12 protein-coding genes, 1 pseudogene and 1 CRISPR repeat array are annotated in these 20,390 nt (G+C 45.4%); of the genes and pseudogenes, 11 read left to right on the top strand and 2 right to left on the bottom strand.

The annotated features are described in order from the left end of the window. A partial coding sequence (locus tag RID09_RS15475) for an RNA-guided endonuclease InsQ/TnpB family protein (RefSeq protein WP_446336819.1) occupies window positions 1-1,169 on the bottom strand: 1,169 nt, incomplete at its 3' end. Between the two features lie 286 nt (window positions 1,170-1,455). Here RID09_RS15475 and cysS point away from each other — a divergent pair. The 5 genes from cysS to RID09_RS15450 all read left to right on the top strand — a co-directional run bounded on the left by cysS (window position 1,456) and on the right by RID09_RS15450 (window position 8,006). Next, the gene (cysS, locus tag RID09_RS15470; RefSeq protein ID WP_446336818.1) at window positions 1,456-2,904 is read left to right on the top strand and encodes a cysteine--tRNA ligase; all 1,449 of its coding nucleotides are present in this window, start codon (window positions 1,456-1,458) and stop codon (window positions 2,902-2,904) included. Window positions 2,905-3,036: 132 nt separating this feature from the next. Beyond that, entirely contained in the window at window positions 3,037-4,266 is a 1,230-nt protein-coding gene (locus tag RID09_RS15465; protein ID WP_446336817.1) for a PQQ-dependent sugar dehydrogenase, read from the top strand. A gap of 238 nt (window positions 4,267-4,504) precedes the next feature. Continuing rightward, window positions 4,505-5,887, top strand: a complete 1,383-nt coding sequence (locus tag RID09_RS15460) for a mechanosensitive ion channel family protein (protein WP_446336816.1) — start codon at window positions 4,505-4,507, stop codon at window positions 5,885-5,887. 263 nt (window positions 5,888-6,150) lie between these two features. Then, window positions 6,151-6,522 (top strand): group I truncated hemoglobin, encoded by a 372-nt coding sequence (locus tag RID09_RS15455; RefSeq protein WP_446336815.1) that lies wholly within the window; start codon window positions 6,151-6,153, stop codon window positions 6,520-6,522. Between the two features lie 140 nt (window positions 6,523-6,662). Further along, the gene (locus tag RID09_RS15450; RefSeq protein WP_446336814.1) at window positions 6,663-8,006 is read left to right on the top strand and encodes a DNA methyltransferase; all 1,344 of its coding nucleotides are present in this window, start codon (window positions 6,663-6,665) and stop codon (window positions 8,004-8,006) included. Here the strand turns inward: RID09_RS15450 and RID09_RS15445 are convergent. Beyond that, window positions 7,994-8,611 carry an Eco29kI family restriction endonuclease gene (locus tag RID09_RS15445; RefSeq protein WP_446336813.1) on the bottom strand — a complete coding sequence of 206 codons (618 nt, stop codon included), beginning with the start codon at window positions 8,609-8,611 and terminating at the stop codon, window positions 7,994-7,996. The two genes, RID09_RS15450 and RID09_RS15445, sit on opposite strands and share 13 nt — an antisense overlap. Window positions 8,612-9,401: 790 nt before the next feature. Next, window positions 9,402-10,793: direct repeats of the CRISPR family, unit length 37 nt; unit sequence CTTGGAATTCCCCTGAATCCCTATCAGGGATTGAAAC. A 197-nt stretch (window positions 10,794-10,990) separates the two neighbouring features. On the opposite strand from RID09_RS15445, the gene pruA reads away from it, so the two are divergent. The 6 genes and pseudogenes from pruA to RID09_RS15415 form a co-directional block, all read left to right on the top strand. Continuing rightward, on the top strand, window positions 10,991-14,023 hold the full coding sequence (pruA, locus tag RID09_RS15440) for an L-glutamate gamma-semialdehyde dehydrogenase (protein ID WP_446336812.1): 3,033 nt from the start codon (window positions 10,991-10,993) through the stop codon (window positions 14,021-14,023). 4 nt (window positions 14,024-14,027) lie between these two features. Beyond that, entirely contained in the window at window positions 14,028-14,693 is a 666-nt protein-coding gene (locus RID09_RS15435) for a methyltransferase family protein (protein WP_446336811.1), read from the top strand. Between the two features lie 283 nt (window positions 14,694-14,976). Next, entirely contained in the window at window positions 14,977-17,820 is a 2,844-nt protein-coding gene (locus RID09_RS15430) for an ATP-binding protein (protein WP_446336810.1), read from the top strand. 39 nt (window positions 17,821-17,859) lie between these two features. Further along, a complete protein-coding gene (locus RID09_RS15425; RefSeq protein WP_446336809.1) occupies window positions 17,860-19,308 on the top strand; it encodes a hybrid sensor histidine kinase/response regulator in 1,449 nt (482 codons plus the stop codon). A gap of 123 nt (window positions 19,309-19,431) precedes the next feature. Further along, entirely contained in the window at window positions 19,432-20,106 is a 675-nt protein-coding gene (gene trmB / locus RID09_RS15420; RefSeq protein WP_446336808.1) for a tRNA (guanosine(46)-N7)-methyltransferase TrmB, read from the top strand. 145 nt (window positions 20,107-20,251) lie between these two features. Further along, window positions 20,252-20,390, top strand: a pseudogene (locus tag RID09_RS15415) (transposase family protein); the annotation flags it as partial.

The following is a 20,390-nucleotide window of genomic DNA, read 5'->3' as shown; positions in this document are numbered from 1 at the left end:
TCCCCACAAGAGCAGGGGGTCATCTCATCCCCAGGCGTAACTTTCCGTCTGCCCGACGGTAGTTGTGCAAGACCTCGCAACGCTTTCATCAAAATATTGATGGCGGCGTTGGTGTCTCGGTCATTAATATATCCGCAATGTAGGCATTGATGAGTGCGAGTGGACAAGGTTTTCTTGACAAGTTGTCCGCAATTGGAGCAATCCTGAGAAGTGTAATGAGGCGCAACAGCAATCACTGGTACGTCAAATACTTTTCCAAAATACTCCAACCATTGCCTAAACAATGTCCAACTAGCATCAGATATTGATTTGGCTAGATGGTGATTTTTGACCATATTGCGTACTTTTAGGTTTTCAATGGCTACCAAGTCTGCCGACTGAACAAGCGCCCTTGCGGTCTTTACCGCAAAGTCTTTACGCCGCCTTGATACCTTGAGATGCGTTTTACCTAACCGCTTAATGGCTTTAAGACGATTTTTGGAACCCTTAGTCTTACGAGAAACACGTTTGTGTGCGCGTTTTAAGGCTTTTTCCGCCTTTCTCAAAAATTTAGGGTTCTCTACTTTGTTGCCATCAGAGTCAGTGTAGAAATGGTTTAAACCAACATCTATCCCTACCATCCGATTAGTGGGTTCGTGTTTTTCGGTTCGTTCTTGGTTGATGGAAAACTGGATATAATATCCATCAGCCCGACGCACAACACGTACTCGTTTAATCTGCTCTTTTTGATAAAAGTGCAAGTCACGAGTTCCCCACATCCTAAAAGTTCCAGCTTTAAATCCATCCCTAAATGTAATGGTTAATCGGTCATCCGATAACACCCATCCATCAACTTTGTACTCGACTGAGCCATGAATTTGATGTTTCTTGAATTTGGGGAATCCTTTCTTGCCTGGAACCTTTTTTTTGCAATTATTAAAGAACCGAGCTATGGTACTCCAAGCCCTTTCAGCAGACCCTTGACAAGCTTGAGCTGAAAGTTTTTTGCACCATTCAAATTGTTCTCTGAGTACTCGGCAATATTTATTGAGGTCGTACTTATTGAGACCTTTGTTATCCATCCAGTATCTAAGGCAGGAATTACGCACAAAACGCGCAGTACGAATCATCTCGTCTAAGATGGCGTATTGCTCGTCTGTTCCTCGTAATTTTGCCTCGAATACTAGCATGGTCACTTAAAATCTATGTCGGATATCCTAGCATCTGACGGGAGAGATTGTAAAAAGCAGGCATATTGAATATCTGCTTTTTACTTGGGGGAGTGAAGGCATCCCCACCCTACTCCACTTCGTTGCGTTGAGGATGGGGTTCTATAGCTCCCCCTCTCCCCCCACGTTACGATAGGAAGATACCGTACAGGTGTGATTCAATAAGACATCAAGCTGTACGCTGGATAAGCCAATCCTTTCTCATTATTGCGTATCTGTTCCCAACTGAGTTTACTGTTCTTTTGCCATGACCCTAACCCTGTACAATACACTGACTCGTCGCAAAGAACCGTTTTCCCCGATAGAGACTGATAAGGTGCGGATGTATTGCTGCGGCATCACCACCTATGACTATTGCCATTTGGGTCATGCTAGAACCTGCATTATCTGGGATACTGCCCGTCGTTATCTACAATGGCGCGGCTATGATGTGAACTATGTGCAGAATTTTACCGATATTGACGATAAAATCCTTAATCGGGCGCGACAAGAGGGGACATCGATGGAAGCCGTCTCTGAACGCTTTATTCAGGCGTATTTTGAGGATATGGCGCGGCTGAATGTGAATGATGCGGATGCCTATCCCCGGGCGACGCATTGTCTGGATGGGATTAAGGGGCTCATTTCTGACCTAGAACAGAAAAATTACGCCTACCCCGCCGCCGGAGATGTTTATTATGCCGTGCGTCGTTTTGATCAGTATGGTAAGTTGTCTGGACGCAAGTTAGATGAGTTGCAAGCGGGGGCTAGTGGGCGAGTTGAGGTAGAGGATTCAGAGGCGGCGAAGAAAAAAGACGCTTTTGATTTTGCCCTGTGGAAGGGTTCTAAGCCCGGAGAACCTGCCTGGGAATCCCCTTGGGGGTCGGGACGTCCCGGATGGCATATTGAGTGTTCGGCGATGATTCGGGACAATCTGGGTGAAACGATTGATATTCATGCGGGGGGATCGGATTTAATTTTTCCGCACCACGAGAATGAAATTGCCCAATCGGAAGCGGTGACAGGTCAACCTTTGGCGCGTTACTGGTTACATACGGGGATGGTGATTGTGAATGGGGAAAAGATGTCTAAATCTTTGGGTAATTTTATCACCATTCGGGATTTACTCGATCGCCCCACTGATCCGATGGCGGTGCGGCTGTTTGTCCTCCAGGCACAGTATCGCAAGCCCTTAGATTTTACGGATGATGCTTTGGCGGCGGCGACGAATGGTTGGCATACGTTGAAAGATGGATTGCTCTTTGGTGATCAGTATGGCAAACAACTGGGGTGGCAAGACTCTGATAAACGGCAAAATTCTGTAGTAGAACGCTTCCAAGCCGCTGTGGATGATGATTTCAATTTTGCGGAGGGGTTAGCCGTATTATTTGAACTGGCAAAAGAGTTGGGGCGTGAGGGGAATATTTTGGTGCATGAAGGGAAAACCCGGACATCGCCCCAGGAATTAGAAGCACAATGGCATACATTGGTGGAACTGGCGCAGGTGTTTGGACTTGAGGCGCAAGGGGAGGAAATCAGTCAGGAATCGACGAGTGGGTTAAGTGATACAGAGGTTGAGGCGCTGATTCAGCAACGTACTGAGGCGCGGAAACGGAAGGATTTTGGGGAAGGCGATCGCATCCGGGATGAACTGAAAGCCCAAGGGATTACGCTGATTGATCAACCCGGTGGTGTCACTCGTTGGCATCGGAATTAAATCCTTACCAGAGTAGTTGCCAGATCAGGATTTGTATGGCTAATCCTCCCTAGGAGGGACGGATTTGCTCAATGGTTTTGAAACAATAACCCTGAGTGAGGCAGGTGAGTAGAATAGACTTTGGCTAAAACGATGAAGGACAAGAAAACCCTCACAGGTCAGTTAGGAATTGCTTTGTGCTTGATGGCACTGACTGCCTGCACCACCCCAACCCCCGAAGGCGATCGCACCAATAACGCAGACACCCCAACATCACCAACTCAAGCGGCAGCTTCTCCCAACCGCGACTGTATCCTCGTTGAAAATGGCTACGGTTCCCAAGGACAGGTTGCGGTGCAAGCTGAAGAAGTCGTTTCTGGTTTGGAAGTCCCTTGGGGAATTCTATTTCTATCAGACACAGATATGCTGGTGACTGAACGCCCTGGGCGGATTCGACTGGTGCGGGATGGGCAACTCCAGAGTGAACCTGTCGCCATTGTTCCCGTAACCGCTAGGGGAGAAGGGGGATTACTGGGTATCGCGCCTCATCCTGAGTTTGCCAGTAATCGGCTATTTTATATTTACTACACCGCCGACCGCAACGGATCATCGGTCAATCTGGTTGAGCGATGGCAGTTATCAGCCGATGGCACGAGTGCCTCACCCGATAAAATCATTGTTGATAATATTCCCGTCGCCCGCTTCCATAATGGCGGGCGTTTGCGCTTGGGACCTGATGGAATGCTCTATATCGGCACTGGCGATGCCAGAAATCCTCAAAATTCCCAAGATGTCAACAGCCTTGCTGGAAAAATTCTGCGGGTGACTCCAGAGGGACAGGTTCCAGAGGATAATCCCTTTCCTGGCAATCCTGCCTATATTATCGGTGTTCGTAATACTGAGGGATTTGACTGGTTTGACTCATCAACCCTAGCTATAACTGATCATGGACCGAGTGGCGAACTGGGTAGAAGCGGACATGATGAAGTTAGCGTCGCCAGTGCGGGTGCTAACCTCGGCTGGCCCCCCATCTACGGTTGTCAAGATCAAGAAGGGATGATACCTCCTTCTCTGAGTTGGGAGGAAGCTGTACCTCCAGGTGGAGCCGCCATTTATACGGGGGACGCGATCGCACAGTGGCGGGGTAGTCTGTTAATGGGTGTCTTGGGTGCTTCCCACCTGCATCGCGTTACCTTCGAGCCACAGTCTCCCTATCAGGTTCAGAGTCATGAGGTGTATTTTCAAAATGAGTTCGGTCGGCTTAGGGAAGTGATCATGGGACCCGATGGTGAGCTTTATGTTACCACAAGTAACTGTGATGGACGAGGGAACTGCCCCCCTGAGAAGGATAAAATTCTTCGCATCACCAGCAGCAATCCTTAGGTTTATCGTTCGGAAGTCACATTTGTAGGTTGGGTTGAGGAACGAAACCCAACGAGCAATAGGAGGCGATTGAAATCGCTGCTACACAAACCAAGTCCGCCTGCGCGGACTGAGTTATAACTGGGGTAGCGTTCCCTGGATTTGGTATTACCTGTCTGTAGCTAGAAGTCAAACGAGGGATGGGTCATGTAATCTGTTTTGGCTAAATCTGTTCAAAACGCTGAAAACTGACCTTCTTATGAAAATCCTCCTTAACGGTTCACGTCGATTCACCCTTGTCGTCTTTGCTACTGGATTTCTTTTCCTGGCTAGTCCTCACCGGAGTGTCGCTCAAGACGAGATGGTTCCTATACCAGCGTCCGCAAATTCACCCCTTGATAATCCTGATAGTGAAGTCTATTTTTCCGATATTTTAGTTCGAGGTAAACCTGTTTTCCAAGTGGGTAGCCTTGCGGATTTTGGTGCAAGAGAACGGGCAAAAATTATCAATCGGCGGATTAATAGTCTTTTGGCACAATCAGAAACTTTGGGACAGGTAACTGTCAAACCGGATAACCCTCGCCAAGTGGCAACGTTGCGATTGAATAACCGAGTATTAATGACGGTTACTCAGCAAGATGCCCAAGATTTTGGTTTGTCAGTGGAAGCCTTAGCCGAAAGATGGGCAGAACAACTGGAGCAGGCAATTAAAAAACCGCCCCTAGCAATTGATGTGGGACAGCGTCTTTATGGAACAGTACGGCAACTTTTACGGGATATTATAACGAATCTCCCCTCTTTATTAGGGGCGCTGGTTGTGGTTGGGATTACCTGGGGAGTGGCGAAAGGGGTGCGGTTTATTGGCTTTAGTTGGGCGCAACAAACGGAAGGCGATCGCAGTACAGAAATTCTGATTGGACGCTTGGGCTATGGTGGAGTCTGGGTACTGGGTTCAGTCATTGCCCTTGGAGTTTTGGGACTAGACTTTGGTGCTTTATTAGGGGCATTAGGACTCACCAGTGTGGCGATTGGTTTCAGTCTCAAAGATGTGTTGAGTAATTATATCTCTGGAGTCATTTTACTCGCTGCCCGACCCTTTGGGATTAATGATCAGGTGGTGATTAGTGATTATGAGGGTACGATTACGCAGATTGACCTCCGAGCAACCACGATGAGAACCTATGATGGGCGGTTAGTTTATATTCCGAATCAAGAAGTATTCTCTGCCAGTATTATTAATAATACTGCTTCACCGCGTCGTCGTAGTTCGGTTATGGTTGGTATTGACTATGATGCCGATATTGCCCAGGCAAAACAGGTGATTAAAACTACTCTCGCCTCACTTCCAGGGTTAGAAAAAGAGCCGCCCCCGGAAATTTTAGTAATGGAGTTAGCGGCGAGTACGGTGAATCTGGAAGTACGCTTTTGGGTTGATTCACGGCGATTAGGGTTTTTGACGATGACATCTCAAGTCAGTCAAAGTATAAAAGAAGCACTGCAACAGGCAAATATCGAAATGCCCACTGATATCTATACATTAATGTTCCGCAATTCTCCTCCAACGGATACAACCGGAAATTCTCAATCCGGTAATTCTAACTCCGAGTTAGTTCTTCCTCATCAAAACTCAGCCAACGGATAAAAGATGACTTTGGGTCTTTCGGGGGGAATGATACCCAAGACAGCATTAGGAAAGCATGTTATTTCCAGATTTTAGAGACATGCATATCATGTCTCTATTTAATTTGGACTTTTTTATTTTTTTAAATTAATATAATAATAGTTCTTTTAATCCAACTTAAGGCAGAGAGGTCACTCGGCTATTGCTGTACTCTAGAGAGACGTAACCTCATTCAATACCGAGATAGAATACCTAATAGAAATTGCTAAGTTTCAGAAAGGAATATGCCTACATCACCAACCCTCAACTTATACGAAAAGCTAGGCGGACAGCCAGTTGTTGCTCAAATTGTAGATGATTTTTATAAGCGCGTTTTAGCAGACGACATCGTTAATGACTTTTTTGCTCACACCGATATGGAAAAGCAACGGCGTCATCAAACCGCTTTTGTTTCCCATGCGTTGGGGGGTCCGAATCAATACAGTGGACGCTCAATGGAAAGAGCTCACGCTGGATTAGACTTACAAGCCGAACATTTTGAAGCAATTGCCAATCACTTGGCTGAATCACTGGCTGAATATGGACTCACACAAGAGGAAATCAACAGCGTACTTGAGCGCATCTCAACATTGAAAGAGGCTATTTTGCACAAGTAAGAATCATTGAATATGACTAAATTTAAGAGGTTAACTGAGATACTTTAAAGGTAACATCTTAAAAGAGGGAACTTGCACCGTAAATTGATTGGCTTTACACTAACAGCACGACATCAAAATTAGCCAAGCTGATCAATCGAATGCAACTGTCACTTTTTCCAGAGACTCAAACCTCGAAAGCCAAAGATAAATCGGTGTTCAGTGATCCTAGCTTTGCCAGCAACAAGCTTTTACCCGTACATCGGTGGATACCTTGGATTGCTGGCTTTTCCAGTTCTTTTGTTCGAGGCGTGGTAGAGAATAAGCTTCTTGAACCCGGAACGGTTCTTGATCCCTTTGCGGGTGTGGGTACAACCCTAGTTGAATCAGCTTTAATGGGACATGATGGTGTTGGTTTTGAGATTAATCCCTACGCCGCCTTGGCTTGTCGAGTTAAAGTCAATTCTTATAAACTTAATCCACAGGATATTCAAAGAGAGATAGGGCGGTTTCAAGCATTTTATGACCATAGCGTGACGAGTGGATATTTGCCGATGAGTCAGCCACCATCGGGATTCAAAACTCGCCAAGCATTCTACAGTCCGACTGTATTACGGAAAGTTCTGATTGTTCAGGATTTTATTGATTCTGTGGATGATGAGAAAATTAAAGAGATTTTTAGATTGGCTTTCGCTTCAACGATGATTTATTACTCGAATTATTCTTATGAACCCAGTTTAGGAACTCGACGTGCAGCAGGTAAAAGGAATATTGCGGATTTTGCCGTTTTTGAATTAATCACGGAAAAGCTTAATCAAATTGCTTTTGACATTAAATTTATTTCCATTAATTTGCTACGAAATTCATTTAAAAATAAGATTATCAATGCATCATTCTTTGATTGCAAAAAATATCTTGAATCGGGTTCAATCGATCTGGCTGTAACATCACCCCCTTATCTGAATAATTACCATTACATCCGCAACACGCGCCCCCATCTCTATTGGCTGGGTTTTGTCGAAAAGCCTGGTGACACGAAGCTTTTGGAACAGCAAAACTTTGGTAAATATTGGCAAACTGTGCGAGTTCAAGATAAGGTAAACCTAAATTTTCCCAATCCACCAGCTGAGCTTATTGACAAAATCGATTACCTTCGCACAGTCAATACACAGCGAGGCATCTATGGGGGCAATGGATGGGCTAACTATGCCGCATCTTATTTTAATGATTGTTATCGTTTTGTTCAGGGACTTCGATACGTTCTCAAGCCGAGTGCGTCAGCATTTGTGGTGATTGGAAATAGTATTTTACAAGGAGTCATGTTTCCAACCGATGTCTATTTAGGTCAAATTGCTGAGCAATTAGGTCTTGAACTGGTCAGTATAAACACTCCGCGAGATACTCGTGTGGGAAACAGTATCATTCAGTCAAATGTGCGTGTTGCTAAAGCGGATAATGCTTGTCGATTATACGAATCGGTGGTTGAGTTGCGTCAGCCGAAATAGTTTTGAATCTTTTCGATTAGTTGTTCATGATTAGGACGTTGACCCTGCCATTTTCTTTCCCAACTTCGACCCGGGTGCAAGGCGTCCCATTCAGCCAGGAGTTGTCCATAACGGTTAATCCCTGGATCATGATTTCCGAAGCCATCTATAACACTATTCCATAAGGGTTGATATCGACGAATGAGTGCTGCTTCAACCGCAGGAATTATACTACTCTCATCGTCAGTTAGAATGACAAAGCGACATGAGAAATCGGTTAAGTTGAGGTTCTGTGCTGCTCGGATACTGGTTCCATGTTCGCTTAAACGACGATAAAGAGTCGCTATCTTTTTAGATGGGGTTCGGGCTTGTCGCCAACCACTCGGAACGGCTTTACCCGCATAAATTGGTGTGGAGAGGTTATGGCTGTTCGCTTGCGCGATCGCACTATATGGTGGAAAATTACCTGTGTAGTACAGTAGGTAAAGTCCTGCACCTGTAAATGCCTCTGATGGCGGTAAGGGTTGAACCGGTGTGGAGAGGAGAAAGTCTACAGCGTCTTGAATTACCTGTTGAAACTGGGATGATTGAAAAAGGTGGTTGTCTGGTTTGAAAGAGGAAAACATTGTTTATCATGGGTGAGAAAGCCGGACATGATATGACACAACTAAACTGATGGATTGGAGTTGTCGATTTTATGGGCGCACGAATTCTCAACTATATCGGTTTGCCTAAAACTAAACTGATGGATTGGAGTTGTCGATTTTATGGGCGCACGCCATGCGCCCCTACGGTTTCTTGTAATGAGTTGAGTACAACTACTTTAAGCTTTGGTTCTCAGGTAAAGTGGTGGGTATGGGGCAGTGGATGCAGTAGAGTGTGTTGGAGTGCAGTTTGACCGATTCCCAGTATGCCAGGTGGCGATCGCGTCTGGGGTCTGCATCCGGTGATTAAGCTATATTAGGATCAATGGCGGTGAAAATTTGCATCGCGCGATCGCTAAAACCTTGGATATACTGTAGGGTGGGCATTGCCCACCAGAATACGAGGAGCGTGACATTCAGATTAGGATAGCATTGCCTTTGATTTCCGCTGTGACTGTTGTCAAGGAAAGGTTGAATGCATCGGCGGTGAACCCCTTCGAGATGACACGAGATTTTGGGCTGATAGCGCGGATGGGTAGGTGTTTTTTTTAGGGGATGCGGAAAAATGGCTGAATCACCCTCTAGGTAAGCAGTTGAAGGTGACTCTGCCTAAATTTCAGCCGCGCAATTTCTGAAAGGCTTACTGGTACTGATGTTTAGCGATTTTTATTTTTACCTCTTGCCAAACCCTATCCCTGAAATGCTATTATTTTTATCAGTCGCGCAACTGAACCATGAAAACTGCATACTGTCAGGCTTCCAGATGACCGCTCTTGGAATTCCCCTGAATCCCTATCAGGGATTGAAACCTGATCGTGGACAGCTCAAACGTGCGGCATTCCATCTTGGAATTCCCCTGAATCCCTATCAGGGATTGAAACCGATCGCTTGTCCCACTTGATGAACCACTTGCCACTTGGAATTCCCCTGAATCCCTATCAGGGATTGAAACGCTGAATCTGGCTCTGGAAACTAGCTCTTCTGCCCTTGGAATTCCCCTGAATCCCTATCAGGGATTGAAACCGCTTCAATAGATTTGGGGTAAATTTTCCGGTACTTGGAATTCCCCTGAATCCCTATCAGGGATTGAAACTCTTTTTGATCGAGCGGAAAGATTAGCCCATCTCTTGGAATTCCCCTGAATCCCTATCAGGGATTGAAACTAGCGAATTTAATCACAATAAGCCGGGGGTCTAGACTTGGAATTCCCCTGAATCCCTATCAGGGATTGAAACTCAATTCCCGGCAAGCGCCAGGGTGGAACGTTAAACTTGGAATTCCCCTGAATCCCTATCAGGGATTGAAACTTGTATGGTCATAACTGATGATCTGCTGGGTATGTCTTGGAATTCCCCTGAATCCCTATCAGGGATTGAAACAATTTGGGTCTGAAGTTTTAGAAGCTTTTCAAGCTTTCTCTTGGAATTCCCCTGAATCCCTATCAGGGATTGAAACCGAGTTTTGCCTTTTTCTAGATGCGATCGCAGTCTTGGAATTCCCCTGAATCCCTATCAGGGATTGAAACTTTGAAAACTCTGGGCGCTCGTCATACCCGTTCTGACTTGGAATTCCCCTGAATCCCTATCAGGGATTGAAACTTCGCAACGGTGGGATGTGAATCAAACGGAACTTCTTGGAATTCCCCTGAATCCCTATCAGGGATTGAAACGGACGATTGCAGGGAATATGGCTTATCGCCATATCTTGGAATTCCCCTGAATCCCTATCAGGGATTGAAACTCGTTTTTGTCAATTGTTAGGTTTGCCATGATTTCTTGGAATTCCCCTGAATCCCTATCAGGGATTGAAACAGCCCTTGATCATTCCACGAATGATACCGCTCTACTTGGAATTCCCCTGAATCCCTATCAGGGATTGAAACCCAGCAAAACCAGTGCCAGGTATTTCTACAATACTTGGAATTCCCCTGAATCCCTATCAGGGATTGAAACTCTTACCAGTAGTTCCAGTTGCTTCTGAAGCACTCTTGGAATTCCCCTGAATCCCTATCAGGGATTGAAACCTCAGATAGAATTAATTCTGATCAGGCTGCTGGGCTTGGAATTCCCCTGAATCCCTATCAGGGATTGAAACTGATGGGCGAATGATCGCCAATTAGGAGAAATCCTTGGAATTCCCCTGAATCCCTATCAGGGATTGAAACAGAACGTTAGTAAGGGCTTGGTAACCAAGCCCCTACGTCTCCCCCTCACCCTCAACCCATCACCGTAATTATGGGTATTCAACCGGACATGATATGAATCCCTGTCAGGCATTGAAACCTGCACGATTGGCTCTAGCCGGATATAATAAAGAGTTCGAGATAAATGCCTTAGCCCAGAATTAGGAGTCTACCCGCCCGTGGTTGTACAAGTCGCCAACAGCATCTACGAAACCCAAACCACCGAAATCGCCAAACACCTCCTAGACGCCACTCGGCAAAAACGCTCCTTTTTTGCCCAAATGCGTGATCATATCCGCTGGGATGATAAACTGCTAGCCTGGGCGATGAGTAATCCAGGTTTGCGAGTACAGCTTTTTCGCTTCATTGATGCCTTACCCGCCCTGGGAAGTAAGACAGAAGTTGCCCGTCATTTGCAAGAATATTTGGGGGATGAATCTGTAGAACTCCCCGCCGCCCTGAAAAATTTACTCAACTTTGCCAATCCTGACTCGATGCCGGGACAGTTGGCGGCTTCAACAGTATCCACCGCCGTGGAAACCCTGGCAAATAAGTATATCGCTGGGGCAACAATTAAGCAGGCAATTAAGACAATTGAACGCCTGCGGAAAGATAAGATGGCATTTACCCTAGATTTACTAGGGGAAGCCGTGATTACCGAAGCCGAAGCCCAGTCTTATCTGGAACGCTATCTGGATTTGATGGAACAACTTACCCAGGAAGCGAAAAATTGGTCAACGGTGTCGGAAATTGACCAGGCAGATGGGGAAGAATTATCACGAGTTCAAGTCTCTGTTAAGCTAACCGCATTCTATTCCCAATTTGACCCCCTAGATCCAGAGGGTAGCAAAAAACAGGTGTGCGATCGCATCCGGATTCTGTTACGTCGTGCAAAGGAATTGGGGGCGGCGGTTCACTTTGATATGGAACAGTATGTCTATAAAGACATGACCCTGGGCATTCTCAAAGAATTGTTGATGGAAGATGAATTCCGCGATCGCACGGACTTAGGTATCACCCTGCAAGCCTATCTACAAGATAGTAAAAGGGATTTAAAAGATATTATCACCTGGGCAAAAGAACGTGGCAACCCCCTCACCGTGCGTCTGGTTAAAGGGGCATATTGGGATCAAGAAACGATTAAATCCTTACAAAACCATTGGCAACAACCCGTATATAACCAAAAAAGCGCCACCGATGCCAATTTCGAGGAAATGACCCAACTGTTGCTAGAAAATCACCAGTATCTCTATGCTGCCATAGGGTCTCATAACGTGCGATCGCAAGCCAAAGCCATCGCCATTGCAGAACAGTTAAATATCCCCCGCCGCAACTTCGAGATGCAAGTCCTCTACGGAATGGGGGATCAATTGGCAAAAGCCTTAGTCCAACGGGGTCATCGGGTGCGGGTTTATGCGCCTTACGGGGAACTCTTACCCGGAATGGCGTATCTGATTCGTCGCTTACTGGAAAATACCGCCAATAGTTCCTTCCTCCGCCAAAGTTTAGAAGAACGCCCCGTTGAGGAATTAATCGCCCCTCCGGTTGTGGATGAGGAACCTGTAGGGGCGGGTTTTACAGATAACGTTATCGCAAAAACCGATAACTTGACTAAACCCGCCCCATCCCCAATCCCCCATCCCCAATTCCCCAACGCCCCCGATACCGATTACGCCCAAGCCGAAGCCAGGGAAAAAGCCCAAAACGCCCTGGAAACGGTGCGCCAACAACTAGGAAAAACCTACTATCCCTTCATTAACGGCGACTATCAACCCACAACCGAAACCGTTGATTCCGTTAATCCCGCCAATCCCAGTGAAATTATCGGTAAAGTTGGGTTACTCTCCATTGAACAAGCCGAAACGGCATTAAACGCCGCCAAAGCCGCCTTTCCCGGATGGCGTCGCACCCCGGTAAAACAACGGGCGGATATTCTGCGTCAAGCGGCTAAATTAATGGAAGGGCGTCGGGAAGAACTCTCCGCCTGGATATGCTTGGAAGTCGGCAAAGCCTTACGGGAAGCCGATGCAGAAGTCTCCGAAGCCATCGACTTTTGCCGTTACTATGGGGATGAAATGGAACGGCTAGAGGGCGGGTATATCTATGATGTGGCTGGGGAAACCAATCGCTATGTCTACCAACCCAGAGGAATTGCGGTGGTTATTTCTCCCTGGAATTTCCCCTTGGCAATTGCTACAGGAATGACGGTAGCGGCGTTAGTCGCGGGAAATTGTACCCTACTCAAACCCGCCGAAACCTCATCCGTGATTGCAGCGAAACTGGCAGAAATTTTAGTCGCCGCCGGAATTCCCCAGGGAGTGTTTCAATATGTTCCCGGTAAGGGTTCCCAGGTGGGTGCTTATATGGTGAAGCATCCAGATACTCATTTAATCGCCTTTACCGGTTCTCAAGAGGTGGGATGTCGGATTTATGCCGATGCGGCGATTGTACAACCGGGTCAAACTCACCTGAAACGGGTGATTGCGGAGATGGGGGGTAAGAATGCCATTATTGTGGATGAGAGTGCGGATTTGGATCAAGCTGTGGCGGGAGTGGTGAAGTCGGCATTTGGGTATAGTGGTCAAAAATGCTCTGCCTGTTCACGGGTAATCGTCCTCGACCCTATCCATGATACCGTAGTGGAACGATTAATCGAAGCCACGCGATCGCTCAATATTGGTGCGGCTGAATTAGCCAGTACTCAAGTCGGACCGGTGATTGATGATACTGCCAGAAATCGAATTCAGGACTATATTGAAAAAGGGCGGCAAGAGGCAGAAATTGCGGTGGAATGTGAAGTCCCAGAAACGGGTTATTTTGTTAGTCCAACTATTTTTACCAACGTTTCACCCGATGCCAAAATTGCCCAAGAGGAAATCTTTGGTCCGGTTGTAGCGGTGATTCGAGTCAAAGATTTTCAAGACGCCCTGGCTGTGGCAAATGGGACAAAATATGCCCTGACGGGAGGATTATATTCCCGCACACCGTCTCATATTGACCAAGCATCTACAGAGTTTGAAGTGGGCAATCTCTATATTAACCGCACGATTACGGGGGCAATTGTTTCGCGCCAACCCTTTGGCGGGTTTAAACTATCAGGGGTAGGTTCTAAGGCGGGAGGACCAGATTATTTACTCCAATTTTTAGAACCGCGCACGATTACCGAAAATATTCAGCGTCAGGGGTTTGCCCCGATTGAAGGAGTAGATTAAACGGATGAAAATTAAGCATTTCATTGATCTGCATAAAGGACTAACGTTTCCGGTAATATTAGCATTGATGGTGGCTTATCAAAATTTCACCATCGGTGCTTGGGTTTACCTCGCCCTCCATGGCATGTATGGGTTTATGTGGCTACTAAAAAGCCGCATCTACCCCGATAAACAGTGGGAGCAAGAAATATCTTTGGGAAAAGGTCTATTTATGTTTGGGTTTCTATTGCTCTACTGGGTTGCTCCTTTTATCTTGATTAGTAGTGGCTCAGAACCGACTCTTCCCCTTATTGCTGCGGCGATTGCCCTTAACTTAATCGGTGTCTTTCTGCATTACAGCAGTGATGCTCAAAAATATTACACGCTCAAGTATCATTCTGGACTGATTACCGAAGGATTTTTTGCCCGTTGTCGGAATCCTAACTACCTGGGAGAAATCTTAATCTATAGCTCTTTTGCCCTGCTGACTCAGCACTGGCTGCCATTTTTAATTCTGGCAGGTTTTATAGCGGGTATTTTCATTCCCAATATGCTCAAAAAAGACCAGTCACTCTCCCGTTATCCCGAATTTGCTGACTATAAAGCTCGTTCGGGATTGCTATTTCCTAAACTGTTTGTCCCCCAATCTTCTCAAATAAATAATTCAGACATGGCTCAGAAGGTAAGTTAGTTATTACAAGAACCAGAGAAAAATAACTCGAGAACGTGTATTGTCAGGACTTTTGTAAGATTTAAAGAATGAAGTAGCTCCTCGAGTTCTTTTAATCGGGGATATGGCATGCTCAAGGCTTCTACATTTTTGTAGTATATAGGTAGAGACGTTCCGGTGGAACGTCTCCAGAGAGTGTGTTTGTCCTAATCAATGTATCTACTGCTATAAATAGATTTATTGACAGGTTAGGGTAGCATCTGAGTCGTCAATCCACTCATTGCTCATAAACTAACACTGACGGATGTTACCCAGTTTTTTGCCAAAATCCTCTTTCAAAATGCCCCTGCGCCTCGTCCTTGTCGTTCCTTTCCTACTGCAAATTACTGCTGCTGTAGGATTAACGGGCTGGCTTTCCTTACGCAATGGGGAAGAAGCCGTTAATGAACTTGCCAGTGATTTACGCCAAGAAATTGCTGCCAGAATTGAACAGAAACTCGACAGTTATTTGGAAATACCCCATGGGTTCAATCAACTAAATGCCAATGAAACTTGTTTGACTCAGTTAGAATTCAGTCGTTTAATCTATTGCCAGAAAATGTTTTGGCATCAGATGCAAGTTTTTCCCGTCAGTGCTACTGCCATCGCTACAGAAGATGGTAAATATATTGAAGTGGTGCGGCAAGAGGATGAGGAATTTCAAATTCACGAGTCTATTAATTATACCAAAGATATTTATCAGGTGGATCGGCAAGGAAATCGGACGACGTTATTAGAAAATAGTATCTATTATGATCACCGAAATCGACCTTGGTACAAAGAAGCGGTAAAAGCCGGTCAGCCAACCTGGAGTAAGGTTTTCCGCTATGAACATGAAGATACATTAGCAATCGCGGCGAGTATGCCCCTTTACCACGAGGATGATACGTTGCTGGGGGTAACCAGTACGATTCTGTCTCTGTCTCATATTGGGGAATTCCTAAAAAGTTTGAAAAGTACTCAATTTGGACAGACGTTTATTTTAGAACCCAAGGGGAAGGGAACATTAGTCGCCACATCAATGAGTGAAGATACGGTGGTATCTAGTCATCATCATAAATCAGAGCGGAATGACTCGATTACCAGTGAAAATCCGCTGATTAAGGCGACGGCTGACTTTTTGGTGGGTAAATTTGGCAGCTTTGAGAATATAAAAGGAGAGTATCAGTTAGATTTTCAGCTAGATAATAAGAAGCAATTCGTGCAAGTTTTGCCTTTTCAAGATAATAAAGGACTGAATTGGTTAATTGTTGTCGTGGTGCCAGAAGATGAATTTATGGCACGTATCCACGCCAACACACGCCTGACAATTCGGCTCTGTGTGGGGGCGTTGATTTTCGCCACCCTGTTGGGATTATTTACCTCTCGTTGGATTAGTCAACCGATTCTGCGACTGAGTGCGGCGTCTTACGCGATCGCGAGTGGGGAACTTGATCAAAAAGTAAAAGTTGAAGGGATTTATGAACTGCGGATTTTATCCAAATCCTTTAACCAAATGGCGCAGCAGTTGCAGGAATCCTTTACCGCCCTAGAAAATGCCAAAGCAGAACTAGAATTGCGCGTAGAACAACGCACAGCAGAACTGAAAATGGCAAAAGAAGAGGCGGATACGGCGAATAAAGCCAAAAGTGAATTTCTGGCAAATATGAGTCATGAACTGCGAACGCCACTGAATGGGGTGTTGGGATATGCCCAAATTCTCCAACGTTCAAAAACAATGAGCGATCGCGAACTTGATGGTACTCGCATCATCCACCAGTGCGGTTCTCATCTGTTGATGCTGATTAATGATATTCTCGATTTAGCGAAAATTGAAGCCAGGAAGATGGAACTTCATCATAGCGATATTTATTTTCCCTCGTTCCTGCGTGGTGTTGTGGAAATTTGCCGTATTCGGGCGGATGGGAAAGGCATTTCCTTTATCTATCAACCGACTTCACCCCTCCCCGCTGGTGTACACGTAGACGAAAAGCGACTGCGACAAGTTCTGATTAACTTACTCAGCAACGCGATTAAGTTTACCGATACCGGAGGCGTTACCTTTAAAGTCGGATATGTAGAGAGTCAAGACAATCCAGGCATTGGGTTAAAGGATGAACATAGCACAGAATTATTATCTAGTCAAGCCAAAAAATTCACCAATCCCCATCACCGAATTCGGTTTCAAATCGAAGATACAGGAGTGGGTATGACTCCCGAACAGTTGCAGCGCATCTTTTTACCCTTTGAGCAAGTGAGCGATCGCAAACTTCAGGCAGAGGGAACTGGACTGGGTTTAGCAATTAGCCTAAAAATTGTACAGCTAATGGAAAGTACAATTCAAGTCCAAAGTGAATTAGGCAAGGGGAGTGTATTTACCGTAGATCTAGCCTTAAGAGAAGCCAAAGAATGGATGCAGGTAACCACCACCCCCACTCAGGGTAGAATTATTGGCTATCAGGGCAAATCACGCATAGTTCTCGTCGTCGATGATCGGTGGGAAAATCGTTCAGTTCTCGTCAATTTACTCGAACCCTTAGGATTTGAGGTGATTGAGGCGAATAATGGTAAAGAAGGATTGGATATCGCCATGACAGCATCGCCCGATCTGATCATTACCGACTTACTCATGCCGATTATGGACGGCTTTGAGATGATGCGACACATTCGCCAGTCCAAACAGCGGGAAAATATGCTAATTGTAGTATCGTCAGCCAGTGTTTTTGAAATGGATCGGCATCACAGTTTGGCAGCCGGGGGCAATGATTTTCTGCCCAAACCCGTTCAACTTGATGAGTTGCTGCAGACGTTACAGCGACATTTGGGACTGACATGGATTTACGAGTCCGCATCAGGAAAGGGCAGTCAGTCGGTGGCTGTTAATATAACAACAACTGAGTCCCAAAAATTGGGCAAACCCGAAGCGATTATTTTTCCTGAAGAGGAACTAGATATCCTCTGGGATTTAGCCATGAAAGGTCGCATTAATCTTCTACTGGAAAAAATTGATGGTATCGAAAAATCCGATCAGAAGTATGCTCCATTTGCTCAATATATCCGCCAACTAGCTAAAGGGTTTCAGCTCAAAAAAATAAGGGATTTTATCGCAAAAAACAGGTGCATTCACTAAGCCAAGTTCACAAGTCGCTAGCCATCATAAATTATATCCATGATTAACTCTAATTCGATGACGTTAAACCGGATAGAAAAACCCAACAACCCAATAGATAACTTAAGTAAAACGATTATTTTAATTGTTGACGACAGTCCCAACAATCTAGAAATCATATCAGAAACCCTGACCAGCGCTGGTTTTGAAATTGCCGTTGCCCTTGATGGAGAAACCGCACTTGAACAGATTGCCTACGATCCACCAACCTTAGTTTTGCTAGATGTGATGATGCCAGGAATGGACGGATTTGAAACCTGCCGTCGCCTGAAAGCTAATCCCGCCACTCAAGAGATTCCCATCGTTTTTATGACGGCTCTGACGGATACAATTGATAAAGTTAAGGGTTTAAATTTAGGCGCAGTAGACTATATCACCAAACCCTTTCAGCAGGAAGAAGTATTAGCACGAGTTAAGGTACATTTGAAACTGCGAACCTTAACTAAAACCCTAGAAGAACAAAATACACGACTGATCCAGGAAGTTGAACAACGGGCTAAAGCAGAAGCCGAGTTGCAAACATTAACTCAGGAATTGGAACAACGGGTGGAAGAACGGACAAATCAACTTGCCCAAGCCCTAACCAATTGGCAACAAGCCCAAGCCATGCTGGTTCAAAATGAAAAAATGTCTAGTTTGGGACAAATGATCACCGGAGTTGCCCATGAAATTAATAATCCCATTAGTTCGATTCATGGTAATTTAAGCTGTGCGGGTGAATATAGCAGAGACTTACTCCAACTCCTGCACCTCTATACTCAACATTATCCGAATCCAGTTCCAGAAATTCAAGCTAAATCGAAAGAAATTGACCTAAACTTTCTGATCAAAGACTTTCCCAAAACATTTCACTCAATGGAATTGGGCATTGAACGCATTTGCCAAATTATTAAAAGCTTACGGAATATCTCCCGCCTTGACGCGGGTGAAATGATGATGATTGATTTGCACGAGGGGTTAGACAGTACTCTGGTTCTCTTGCAACATCGAATCAAACCCTCCGGGAAACATTTAGGGATTCAAGTGATTAAAGAATACGGCAAATTACCGCCCATTGAATGCTATCCTGGACGCCTGAGTCAAGTGTTTATGAATATTTTGGCGAATGCGATTGATGCGTTAGAGGAAGCAGAATTTAGAAAGCAAAATTCAGCGGAAATTTCAGAGAGGGACAAAACCTTAACTGCTCCCACTATCTGGATTCGTACCGGAGTGATTGATCGCCAGCGAGTAGAAATCCGTATTTCTGATAATGGTCCCGGTATCCCTGAACAGATGCAAGACAAGCTATTCCAAGCCTTTTTCACGACAAAACCCTTTGGCAAAGGAACCGGGTTAGGATTATCGATTAGTCATGAGATTGTAGTGGAAAAACACGGCGGAAAATTACGTTGTATGTCCAAACCGGGAAAGGGCGCCGAGTTTATTATTGAACTTCCCATTGGTTAATTAATGTAGAGACGTTCCATGGAACGTCTCTACAATTGGCGTGGGGCGGGTATATTTGCCTTTGGGAATCATCAAACCCACCCCGACAAAATTAATCACCAATCCCCAATCCCCTGATCTAAAATGTCAAAAAAGGAGGTGAAACAATTGCCGAAAATTCGCGTGCGCCAACATGTCAATCCCCTGAGTAAAAAATACCTGACTCCGATAACGCCTCCCCACTGGGAAAAGGTTTACAATCAACATAAGCAACCCCTGCATCTGGATATAGGAAGTGCTAGGGGTGAGTTTTTGCTAGAAATGGCAACCCTGCAACCGGATTGGAATTTTCTGGGATTAGAAATTCGGGAACCTTTAGTTGAGAAAGCCCAAGAAGCGGTGGCTGAGTTAGGATTAAGTAATGTTCATTTTATATTTTGCAATGTTGATAACTCATTAGTACCGATTTTAGACTCTTTACCCCAGGGAGTATTAAAGCGGGTGACAATTCAATTTCCTGATCCGTGGTTCAAAAAACGCCATGCAAAACGCCGTGTGGTTAAGCCAGAATTGGTGAATACGTTGGCAAAATACTTAAAAGAAGGGGGCGAAACCCTGATTCAATCTGACGTGGAAACCGTAGCCAAAGAAATGCGCGATCGCTTTACCGAGAATCCCGCCTTTCAACGTCAAGGAACCGAATGGTTAGCCACCAATCCTCTACCCGTTCCCACCGAACGAGAAACCTACACAATCTCCTGCGGACAACCCATTTATCGGGCGTTGTTTAGCCGAAATCGTAGGGGTGTAGGGGCGTAGGAATGTAGGGGCGTAGGGGCGTAGGGGCGTAGGGGCGTAGGGGCGTAGGGGCGTAGGGGCGTAGGGGCGAAGCATTTGGGTGCAAAATTTGAGGATGTGTCGGATCAGGTTACTCCCCAAATGCTTCGCCCATCATCGTTTATCTTGTAAGAAACCTAGCCATCGTCTTCATCAAAATCATTGGCATTTAATTAAGGATTTACCTTGGGGAGAAACCGAAATATTTTTAAAGGTTAACCGCCGACAATTTAAGTGTACTCACTGTCAAAAACCCTTTAGTGAGG

The sequence above is a fragment of the Coleofasciculus sp. G1-WW12-02 genome (assembly GCF_040219735.1).
Classification (GTDB): Bacteria; Cyanobacteriota; Cyanobacteriia; order Cyanobacteriales; family Coleofasciculaceae; genus Coleofasciculus.
This window is presented reverse-complemented; position numbering and strand designations above follow the sequence as displayed.

Bases quoted from the DNA above. Each gene is read 5' to 3' on its own strand.
- cysS (WP_446336818.1), top strand. From the start codon at position 1,456: ATGACCCTAACCCTGTACAATACACTGACTCGTCGCAAAGAACCGTTT.
- RID09_RS15465 (WP_446336817.1), top strand. From the start codon at position 3,037: ATGAAGGACAAGAAAACCCTCACAGGTCAGTTAGGAATTGCTTTGTGC.
- RID09_RS15460 (WP_446336816.1), top strand. From the start codon at position 4,505: ATGAAAATCCTCCTTAACGGTTCACGTCGATTCACCCTTGTCGTCTTT.
- RID09_RS15455 (WP_446336815.1), top strand. From the start codon at position 6,151: ATGCCTACATCACCAACCCTCAACTTATACGAAAAGCTAGGCGGACAG.
- RID09_RS15450 (WP_446336814.1), top strand. From the start codon at position 6,663: ATGCAACTGTCACTTTTTCCAGAGACTCAAACCTCGAAAGCCAAAGAT.
- RID09_RS15445 (WP_446336813.1), bottom strand. From the start codon at position 8,611: ATGTTTTCCTCTTTCAAACCAGACAACCACCTTTTTCAATCATCCCAG.
- RID09_RS15435 (WP_446336811.1), top strand. From the start codon at position 14,028: ATGAAAATTAAGCATTTCATTGATCTGCATAAAGGACTAACGTTTCCG.
- RID09_RS15430 (WP_446336810.1), top strand. From the start codon at position 14,977: ATGTTACCCAGTTTTTTGCCAAAATCCTCTTTCAAAATGCCCCTGCGC.
- RID09_RS15425 (WP_446336809.1), top strand. From the start codon at position 17,860: ATGATTAACTCTAATTCGATGACGTTAAACCGGATAGAAAAACCCAAC.
- trmB (WP_446336808.1), top strand. From the start codon at position 19,432: ATGTCAAAAAAGGAGGTGAAACAATTGCCGAAAATTCGCGTGCGCCAA.